This is a genomic window from Gordonia sp. p3-SID1431, from assembly GCF_025143765.1.
Classification (GTDB): Bacteria; Actinomycetota; Actinomycetes; order Mycobacteriales; family Mycobacteriaceae; genus Gordonia; species Gordonia hongkongensis.
Genome location: NZ_JAMBDT010000155.1, coordinates 1 through 8,694 on the forward strand (window position 1 = coordinate 1; position 8,694 = coordinate 8,694).

Annotated in this window: 8 protein-coding genes; 5 read left to right on the forward strand and 3 right to left on the reverse strand. The window is 69.4% G+C overall.

The window, feature by feature from the left end:
• Positions 1 to 10 precede the first annotated feature (10 nt).
• Complete coding sequence (locus M4D77_RS22905) at positions 11 to 1,129, reverse strand: NDMA-dependent alcohol dehydrogenase (RefSeq protein WP_058252381.1); 1,119 nt, start codon at positions 1,127 to 1,129, stop codon at positions 11 to 13.
• Between the two features lie 40 nt (positions 1,130 to 1,169).
• The gene (locus M4D77_RS22910; protein ID WP_259937540.1) at positions 1,170 to 2,672 is read right to left on the reverse strand and encodes an aldehyde dehydrogenase family protein; all 1,503 of its coding nucleotides are present in this window, start codon (positions 2,670 to 2,672) and stop codon (positions 1,170 to 1,172) included.
• A 209-nt stretch (positions 2,673 to 2,881) separates the two neighbouring features.
• Between M4D77_RS22910 and M4D77_RS22915 the strand changes: the two genes are divergently transcribed.
• Positions 2,882 to 4,000, forward strand: coding sequence for an HPP family protein (locus M4D77_RS22915; protein WP_078113128.1), 1,119 nt, complete (start codon positions 2,882 to 2,884; stop codon positions 3,998 to 4,000).
• 9 nt (positions 4,001 to 4,009) lie between these two features.
• On the opposite strand, the gene M4D77_RS22920 is transcribed toward M4D77_RS22915, so the two are convergent.
• Entirely contained in the window at positions 4,010 to 5,407 is a 1,398-nt protein-coding gene (locus M4D77_RS22920) for a helix-turn-helix domain-containing protein (RefSeq protein ID WP_259937544.1), read from the reverse strand.
• Between the two features lie 328 nt (positions 5,408 to 5,735).
• On the opposite strand from M4D77_RS22920, the gene M4D77_RS22925 reads away from it, so the two are divergent.
• The 4 genes from M4D77_RS22925 to rpsG all read left to right on the forward strand — a co-directional run bounded on the left by M4D77_RS22925 (position 5,736) and on the right by rpsG (position 8,679).
• Complete coding sequence (locus M4D77_RS22925) at positions 5,736 to 6,611, forward strand: exodeoxyribonuclease III (protein ID WP_078113148.1); 876 nt, start codon at positions 5,736 to 5,738, stop codon at positions 6,609 to 6,611.
• Positions 6,608 to 7,381: a hypothetical protein gene (locus M4D77_RS22930; RefSeq protein WP_242697051.1), complete on the forward strand. Its 774-nt coding sequence runs from the start codon at positions 6,608 to 6,610 to the stop codon at positions 7,379 to 7,381. The genes M4D77_RS22925 and M4D77_RS22930 overlap by 4 nt, the downstream gene beginning before the upstream one ends.
• Positions 7,382 to 7,830: 449 nt before the next feature.
• On the forward strand, positions 7,831 to 8,202 hold the full coding sequence (gene rpsL / locus M4D77_RS22935) for a 30S ribosomal protein S12 (RefSeq protein WP_004020596.1): 372 nt from the start codon (positions 7,831 to 7,833) through the stop codon (positions 8,200 to 8,202).
• 6 nt (positions 8,203 to 8,208) lie between these two features.
• The gene (gene rpsG / locus M4D77_RS22940; RefSeq protein WP_004020595.1) at positions 8,209 to 8,679 is read left to right on the forward strand and encodes a 30S ribosomal protein S7; all 471 of its coding nucleotides are present in this window, start codon (positions 8,209 to 8,211) and stop codon (positions 8,677 to 8,679) included.
• Positions 8,680 to 8,694: the final 15 nt, after the last annotated feature.

The following is an 8,694-nucleotide window of genomic DNA, read 5'->3' on the forward strand; positions in this document are numbered from 1 at the left end:
GACCGGGTATTCACTCCGCGTGGATGATGACCCCGCGGATGTTCTTGCCGTCCCGCAGATCCTGGTATCCCTCGTTGACCTGGTCGAGGGTGTAGGTCTGCGTGACCAGTTCGTCGAGCTTGAGCTGCCCCGCGTCGTACAGGCGCAGCAGTTTGACGATGTCGTACTGCGGATTGGCCGAGCCGAACAGACTGCCCTTGATGGTTTTCTGGTTCAGGGTCAGATCGGTTCCGGAGACCTGCACGGTCAGCTTCGTCGGATCGGCGAGACCGGTGATGACGACCGTCCCGCCCTTGCCCACGACGGCGGTCGCGTTGGCCACGACCTCCGCGTCGACCGTGCCGACGAGGATGAGGGCCTGATCGGCACCCTGCCCCCAGGTCAGTTCGTTGACCTTCTCCGCGGCCTCGGCGGCATCGGCGAAGGCATGAGTGGCACCGAATTTGAGCGCCGTGTCGCGCTTGAGCGCGACCGGGTCGACGACCACGACGTATTTGGCCCCGGCCGACACCGCGCCCTGCACCGCGTTGATGCCCAGGCCGCCGATGCCGTAGATCACCACGGTGTCGCCGGCACGCACGCCGCCCGCGTACACCGAGGTGCCCCAGCCCGAGGGCACGCCGCAACCGACGAGCACTGCCTTGTCGAGCGGCAACCACTCGTCGACCTTGACGACCGAGTGCTGCGAGATCGTCGCGCGTTCGGCGAAGGTGCCGAGCATGCACATGGCTCCGAAATCGTCACCGCCACCGTGGAATCGGAATGTGCCATCGGGCATCGAGCCCTCGAGGATGGTGGCGCCCATATCGCAGAGGTTTTGCCGGCCGGTGGAGCAGTAGCGGCAGGTGCCGCAGTTCGGGATGAAGCTGCAGACCACGTGGTCGCCGGGCTTGACCTTGGTGACGCCCGGGCCGACCGCCTCGATGATCCCCGAACCCTCGTGGCCGCCCACGATCGGATAGCGGGGCGGGAGGTCGCCGTCGGTCAGGTGAAGGTCGGAGTGGCACAGCCCGGCCGCGGTGTACTTGATCAGCACCTCGCCTTCGCGGGGCTCGTCGAGGTCGAGTTCGACGATCTCGAACGGCTTTCCGGGTCCGGTGAGGACGGCGGCCTTGGTGGTGAGAGACATGAAATCGTGCTCCTTGGGTGTACTCGAGGGCGGATGGGGGTCAGAGCGAGATGTTGACGGCCTTGGTCTGGGTGTAGAGCTCGATGGCCGACGAGCCGAGTTCGCGCCCCCATCCCGACTGCTTGTAACCGCCGAACGGCATCGCCGTGTCGAAGCCGTTGTACTGGTTCACCCAGACCGAGCCGGCCTTGATCTGTCGAGCTGTCCGGTGCGCCTTGGACAGATCCGTGGTCCAGATGCCTGCTGCGAGACCGTAGATGGAGTCGTTGGCCGCGGCCGCGACCCCGGTGTCGGCATCGAAGGGCATGGCGGCGACGACGGGACCGAAGATCTCCTCCCGCACGATCGAGAAACTCGGGGCGACGTCGACGAAGACGGTCGGTTCGATGAAGAATCCCTCGTCGCCCCAACGCTTTCCGCCTGTCAGCGCCCGTGCGCCGTCGGCGAGGCCCGCCGCCAGGTATCCCGAGACGCGATCGAACTGCTCTTGGCTGACCAGCGGTCCGAGTTCGGTCGACGGGTCGAGGCCGGGTCCGATCTTGGCCTGCGAGGCCGCCTCCGCGACGGCCGCGGTGAAGTCGTCGAAGATCGGCCGCTCGACGAAGAGACGTGTTCCGGCGACACAGCACTGTCCGTGGTTGAACATCCAGGCCGCGACCGACCCGGCGACCGCCTTCTCGAAGTCGGCGTCGGCGAAGACGATGTTGGGGCTCTTGCCGCCGAGTTCCAGCGACACCTTCTTGAGGTTGCCCTTCGCGGCGTCGACGATCTTCTTGCCGACCTCCGTCGAGCCGGTGAACGCGATCTTGTCGACGTCGTCGTGCGCGGCGAGCGCCGCGCCGGCCTCGCCGTAACCGGTGACGATGTTGACCACGCCCGGTGGGAAGCCGGCCTCTTGGAACACCTCGCCGAGGAGCAGGGCCGTCAGCGGGGTCTGTTCGGCCGGCTTGAGGATGACGGTGTTGCCGGCCGCCAATGCGGGGGCCAGCTTGAACGCGGCCATCAGGAGCGGGAAGTTCCACGGCACGATCAGGCCGCAGACTCCGACCGGCTCGCGCAGGGTGTACGCGTGGAACTCGCCGCCGGGCACGAACGGCATCGAGACGTCGACCGTCGACCCGGTGATCTTGGTGGCGAGGCCCGCGTTGTAGCGGAAGATGTCGGCCGACCAGTTGGTGTCGACCGCGGCGGCGATGGTGGCCGCCTTGCCGTTGTCGAGCGCCTCCAGCTGGCCGAACTCCTCGGCGCGTTCGGTGAGGATGTCGCCGACCCGCCACAGCAGGCGTTCGCGTTCATTCGGCTTCATCCGGGTCCACGGGCCGTCGTCGAAGGCCTGGCGCGCGGCGCGGACCGCGCGATCGATGTCGGCCGCGTCGCCGTGGGCGACCGAGGTGAGCGGACGCGCCGTCGCGGGATCGATGGTCTCGAAGGTGCGGCCCGAGGCCGACCACACCCACTCGCCGCCGATCAGCATCGGACGGTCGGCGGAAATGAAATCGCGAACGCGCTCATGCAGGGCGGTGTCGGGAACGACGGCGGTCATGGGGCCTCCTGGTCGGCGTGGTGCCGGCGGTGATGTGGTCGGTGGAGTGATCTCGGTCATATTCGACCTGACTTATTTCTCTCACCGTTCCGACGTGTCGCCGTGTCCAGAAACTGAACACCTGGGCTGTACAGGGGTCGCGGCGACCGGCCGTCACCGCGTGGCTACCGTGAGACGCCGGACAAGTCAGGGACCTTCGGAGGAGCAGAGTGAACGTGCGCCCAGCGGGCAGGGTCGGCGCCGCCCTGCGTGGCCTCGGCCCGGTGACCGGGGGTATCTCGATCCGTGAGGCCCTCCGGGCGGGAGCAGGGGCCGGGGTGGCGCTCGGACTCGTCGGTCTGGTGCTCGCCGCGTCGGGGGTCGACCTGCGGCTCGGACTCTTCCTGATCGCGCCGTTCGGGGCGACCGCCGTGCTCGTCTTCGCCGCGCCGAACAGTCCGTTGGCGCAGCCGTGGCCCGCGACCGTCGGCAACGCGGTGTCGGCGGTCGTGGGGGTGGCGACCACCCTCACCATCGGCCAGCCCGCGCTTCGGGTGGCGCTCGCGGTCGGTCTGTCCGTGGCCTTGATGATCGGGTGCCACGCGGTCCATCCGCCTGCCGGCGCGGTGGCGATGACAGCCGCGCTCAGTCCGGAGACGATCCAGTCGCTGGGGTTCCGGTTCGTCCTCGCGCCCGTCCTCGCGGGCACACTCCTGCTGGTGGTCCTCGCCGCCGGATACGCCCGGTTGACCGGACGGCGTTACCCGTATCGCCGGTTCGACGCGGCGCCCCCGCCCGCTGCGCGGCTCGGTCTGGACGAGGACGAACTGACCGGCATCCTCGACCGGTACGAGCAGTCGCTCAACCTCGGTGTCGCCGACCTCGCGAGACTGATCGGGGCCGCCGAACTGCAGGCTGCCGGTCATCGCGCGGGCCCGCTCGCCGCGACGGACGTGATGTCCCGAGACCTGGTGACCGTGAACCCCGAGACGCCGCTGCGAGACGTCGCCGTCCTCTTCGACGAGTACGGCTTCACCTCGCTGCCGGTGACGTCGGACGACGGCATGTTCGTCGGTGTGGTGTTCCAGATCCATCTCGTGCGGCGGTTGATGCGTTCGGACGACGTCGAGTTGTGCGCCGCGGACGTGATGTCGGCGGAACCGGCCGTCGCGACCCCGGGCACGCCGGTCGGGGCGCTGTTGCCGCTGCTCGCCGAGAGCGGATGCGACGCGGTCCCGGTGTTGGAGGGGCACACCCTGGTCGGCATCGTGACCCGGACCGACCTCATCGCGGCGCTCGCACGGCAGACGCTGCGGGACCCGGTGCCCCGCACCACGGTGCCGGAGTAGCCGGCGCGCTCAGATGTCCAGTGCGCGCATCCGCGAGTACAGCGTCGTCCGGCTGATGCCGAGATCCCTTGCGGCATGCACCTTGTTGCCCCGGGCACGGTCCAGCGCTTCGACGATCGCGGTGCGCTCGGCCTGCTCTCGGCCGGACAGGTGCGCGGCCCGGCTGGTCGTCCGATAGGCGGGTGGCAGGTCGGCGGGTTCGACGACCCGCGCGGCGCGCGCTCGGCACGTCAGGGCGGCCTGCCGGAGCACCGAGTTGAGCTCGGTGAGGTTGCCCGGCCAGTCGTCGCACAGCAGGGCGTCCGTCGCCAGTCCGGACAGCGTGAGCTCCGGGTCGATGTCTGTCAGTGCGCTGCTCGCGATCGACGCCAGCTCCGAGGTCCGATGACGTAGTGGAGCGAGATCGACCCGTGTGGCGCACCGGGCGAGGAGTGCGGCGACTCCCGGACTCGCCTGGTCGCGCGGCCCGCCGACGACGATCAGCGGCGACTCCGGCGAGCTCGACACCGCCACGCGCCCGAGTAGGGCGACCGACTGCAGGTCGAGGAGGTCGACGCCGTCGATCACCAGGGTCGTGCTCATCGATCGGGCGCGTCCGACGAACGCGGGGATGTCGGGGCGACGACCGCTGATGATCTCGTCGGCGACATCGACGATCACCGGTGGCGAGTCGGTCTCGGCGGCGAGCGCAGCGGCGTGGGTGCTGCGTCCGGTCCCCGGTTCGCCGGTGATCGCGACGCTGGTGCGGGACGGGGCGGTCGGTGGCGCGGACCGCCTCGGCGGCGGCTCGCTGACCGGCCGGAAGCGGAACAGCGCCGCGCCGCAGGCGCCCGGCACGGGTTCGACGGCGACCTCGACCTCGGCGCCCGACACCAGGGTCAGCGGCAGTACTGTCGCGCGCAGTGCGGGATCGGTCGCGACGATCCGCATCGCGCCGATGTCGGTGGGGGAGAGCAGTTCGGCAGCAAGGGCATTCGTGAGCTGGAGGTCGTCGCCGATGGCCGCGACGGCGAGGTCGCGACGCGGTGCGGCGCGCTGGAACGCGTCGAGGACGCATCGCTGGTGCGCTCGCGACCGGTCCAGCAGGCGGTCGGCGATGTCGGCGACGATCCCGTTGACGACCGGGATCGCCAAGGGGTTGATGCGATCGGCGATCTCGGACATGCAGATGATCCCGGCCAGCCTGCGGGTCGCGGGATGGATGATCGGCTGTCCGAAGCAACTGATCGACTTGAACTGGTCCAGGTAGTGCTCGGAGCTGTTCACGACGATCCCGCCCCGGGTCTCCGCCGGGGTACCGAGGGCTGTCGTCCCGACGACGTCCTCGCCGAACGGCACGCCCGGCGAGGCGCCGATCGCGTCGAGACGGCGCTCCACGGTCGTGCCGAACGCCACCCGCGTCACCATCCGGCACTCGTGGTCGACGAGCAGCAGCGAGACATCGGTGTCGGCGAGTCGGGCGGCGGCGTCATCGAGGACCGGGCGGGCGGCGTCGAGCAGCGGGTCGGCGGCAGCGATGTCCTGGACCTGCGTCGGCGTCCGGTCCTCGGGGCGGACCCCGGACAGCTCCGACCGACGCCACGACGACTCGATGACGGGCCGTCGGGGCGACGAATCGGAGGTGCGGTGCAACGTGTCGATACCCACCAACGTGACACACGTCACCGTGGAACGAAAGGCCGGGTCGGCGATCGGCGGTGGCCGGGCCCTGATGGCGGGGTACTACCGTGGTCGCATGCGCGTGGCGACCTGGAACGTGAACTCCGTGAAGCAGCGCATCCCGCGCCTGTTGCCCTGGCTCGACGAGCGCCGACCCGACGTGGTGTGCCTGCAGGAGACCAAACTCTCCGACGCCGCGTTCGACGAGTCACTCGGCACCGATCTCGCCGACCGCGGATACGAGGTCGCGCACGCCGGACAGGGGCAGTGGAACGGGGTGGCGCTGTTGTCGCGGGTCGGACTCGACGACGTCCGGATCGGATTCGACGGCATGCCCGGATACCCCGACCCGTCGACTCTCGAGGCGCGGGCGGTGTCGGCGGTGTGCGGCGGACTGCGGATCCACTCGCTGTACGTGCCGAACGGCCGGACCCCGGACTCGGACCACTACACCTACAAACTCGAGTGGCTCGCGGCGCTGGCCCGTGCCGTGGAGGACCCGGCCACGACACTCCTGTGCGGCGACATGAACATCGCGCCGGCCGACGCCGACCTGTTCGACCCCGCCGCGTATGTGGGACACACCCACGTCACTCCGGCGGAACGGGCCGCGCTGGCCACCTTCGAATCGATGGGCCTGCGCGACGTCGTCCGGGACCGGTGGCCGGGCGAGCGTGTGTTCAGCTACTGGGACTACCGCGCCGGCATGTTCCACAAAGACCTCGGGATGCGCATCGACCTGATCCTCGCCGGAGCGTCCGCTGCCGATCGCGTCGCGGCCGCCTGGATCGACCGGAAAGCACGCAAGGGCAGCAAGCCGAGTGACCACGCGCCGGTCATCGTCGACCTCGACGAGGCTCCGGATGGCGACATCGGACCGGTGGTCCCGCCGCCGTCGAATCCGGCGAAACCCGGTGCGACGAAGGTGAAACTGCCGCAGACGCCGGAATGATGCCCCGCCCGGCGTCCGCGACGCGCCTGCGCCGTCCGGTCATCGCGGCCGCCCGGGCCTATGGGCGCCTGCTCGGCACGGTGCTCTCCGTCGCCCGCCGGCTCGGGGCGGGACGACTCGGCGACGCCCCGGCGGCCACGGCGGGTGTGCTCCTCGCGGTGCACCTGGTGCCGGTGACGATCTGGCTCGGCCCGCTCGGGTTCGTCGTCGTGCTGGGCGCGGGCCTCGTCACGTCGAGCGTCATCCGCCGTCGCGTGCGTCATCGCGGGTTGACCCCGGCCGAGCGAAGCGTGGCCGTGGCGGTCTTCGGGGACGCGGGGTGGCTCGATGACGTCGTCCTCACCGATCTCGCCGGTCGGGGCGGGCGCGCATTCACGGTGCCCGCGGTCGACGGCCGCATCCTCTGCAATCTCGGGTCGCACCTCGACGCGACCCTGGGGCCGGGGACCAGGGCATACCCGGTGCCGGGCCAGCTGCTCATCCACGAACTGGTCCACGCCTGGCAGATCGCCGCTGCCCGTTCGCCTGCCGGGTTCCTCGCCGATGCGCTGGCCGACCAGGCCCGGTACGAACTGGGCGAGGACGTGTACGGCGTGCGCGATGCCGGTGAGAACCACCACATGCCGCGCCGGGGCGAGGTGGAACGGCAGGCGACGATCGTCGACCGGTGGTTCGGCGGCCAGTCCTCGCCGACGCGTCGACCGCGCGACCCCGAGAGCCCGTCCGCACCCGTGATCGAGCAGCTCAGGCGACCCGTGCAGCGCGGATGACGGAATGGTCGCACCCGCAGTTCGCGCCCTCGACGCATGCGGTTTCACGGTGTAGAAGTGAGAGGGGCACGCCGAGCACGAGCGTGACCCGGACCCGATCGCGCACGACCCGTTCACCTGCCGGTTGCGTGCAGGATCCGTTTTTTGACCTGTGTAAACCCGATCGGTAGAGTGGATCGTCGGTGCCCGGCCCATGCTGGGCCAGTCCGCATGCCTGCCCTACGGCTCTCGAGCCGCCGAGCATCTCGGGGTACGGCCGGCAGAGGGGCTGACAGGCGATCCGCTGTCGAGTGTATGACACGCCCGACCTCGGGGTAGCGAAAATGTACTGACCAGCACATACGTGCTGGTGGGGCGAGTTGTGGAAGCCGCGAAAACAGGCCTGCGAGCCACTTCGTGCTTGCCCGGAGCACCAACCACAACCGATGACAAAGAGGAACGAACACCTAGTGCCAACCATCAATCAGCTGGTCCGCAAGGGCCGTCACGACAAGGCTGCCAAGACCAAGACCGCGGCCCTCAAGGGAAGCCCGCAGCGTCGTGGCGTGTGCACCCGCGTCTACACCACCACCCCCAAGAAGCCGAACTCGGCGCTGCGCAAGGTCGCCCGTGTGCGCCTGACCAGCTCGGTCGAGGTCACCGCCTACATCCCCGGCGAAGGCCACAACCTGCAGGAGCACTCGATGGTGCTCGTCCGCGGCGGTCGTGTGAAGGACCTCCCGGGTGTGCGCTACAAGATCATCCGCGGCTCGCTCGACACCCAGGGTGTCAAGGACCGCAAGCAGGCTCGCAGCCGCTACGGCGCCAAGAAGGGGAACTGATAAGTCATGCCACGTAAAGGACCCGCTCCCAAGCGCCCCCTCATCAACGATCCCGTCTACGGTTCGCCGCTGGTCACCCAGCTGGTCAACAAGATCCTGCTGGACGGCAAGAAGTCGACCGCCGAGCGCATCGTCTACGGCGCCCTCGAGCAGGCTCGCGACAAGACCGGCACCGATCCGGTCGTCACCCTCAAGCGCGCTCTCGACAACGTGAAGCCCACCCTCGAGGTGAAGAGCCGCCGCGTCGGTGGTGCCACCTACCAGGTGCCGATCGAGGTCAAGCCGAATCGCGCCAACACCCTCGCGCTCCGCTGGCTCGTCAGCTTCAGCCGTCAGCGTCGTGAGAAGACCATGGTCGAGCGTCTCGCCAACGAGTTGCTGGACGCGTCCAACGGTCTCGGTGCTTCGGTGAAGCGCCGCGAGGACACCCACAAGATGGCCGAGGCCAACCGGGCGTTCGCGCACTACCGCTGGTGACACCAACCGTCCGCG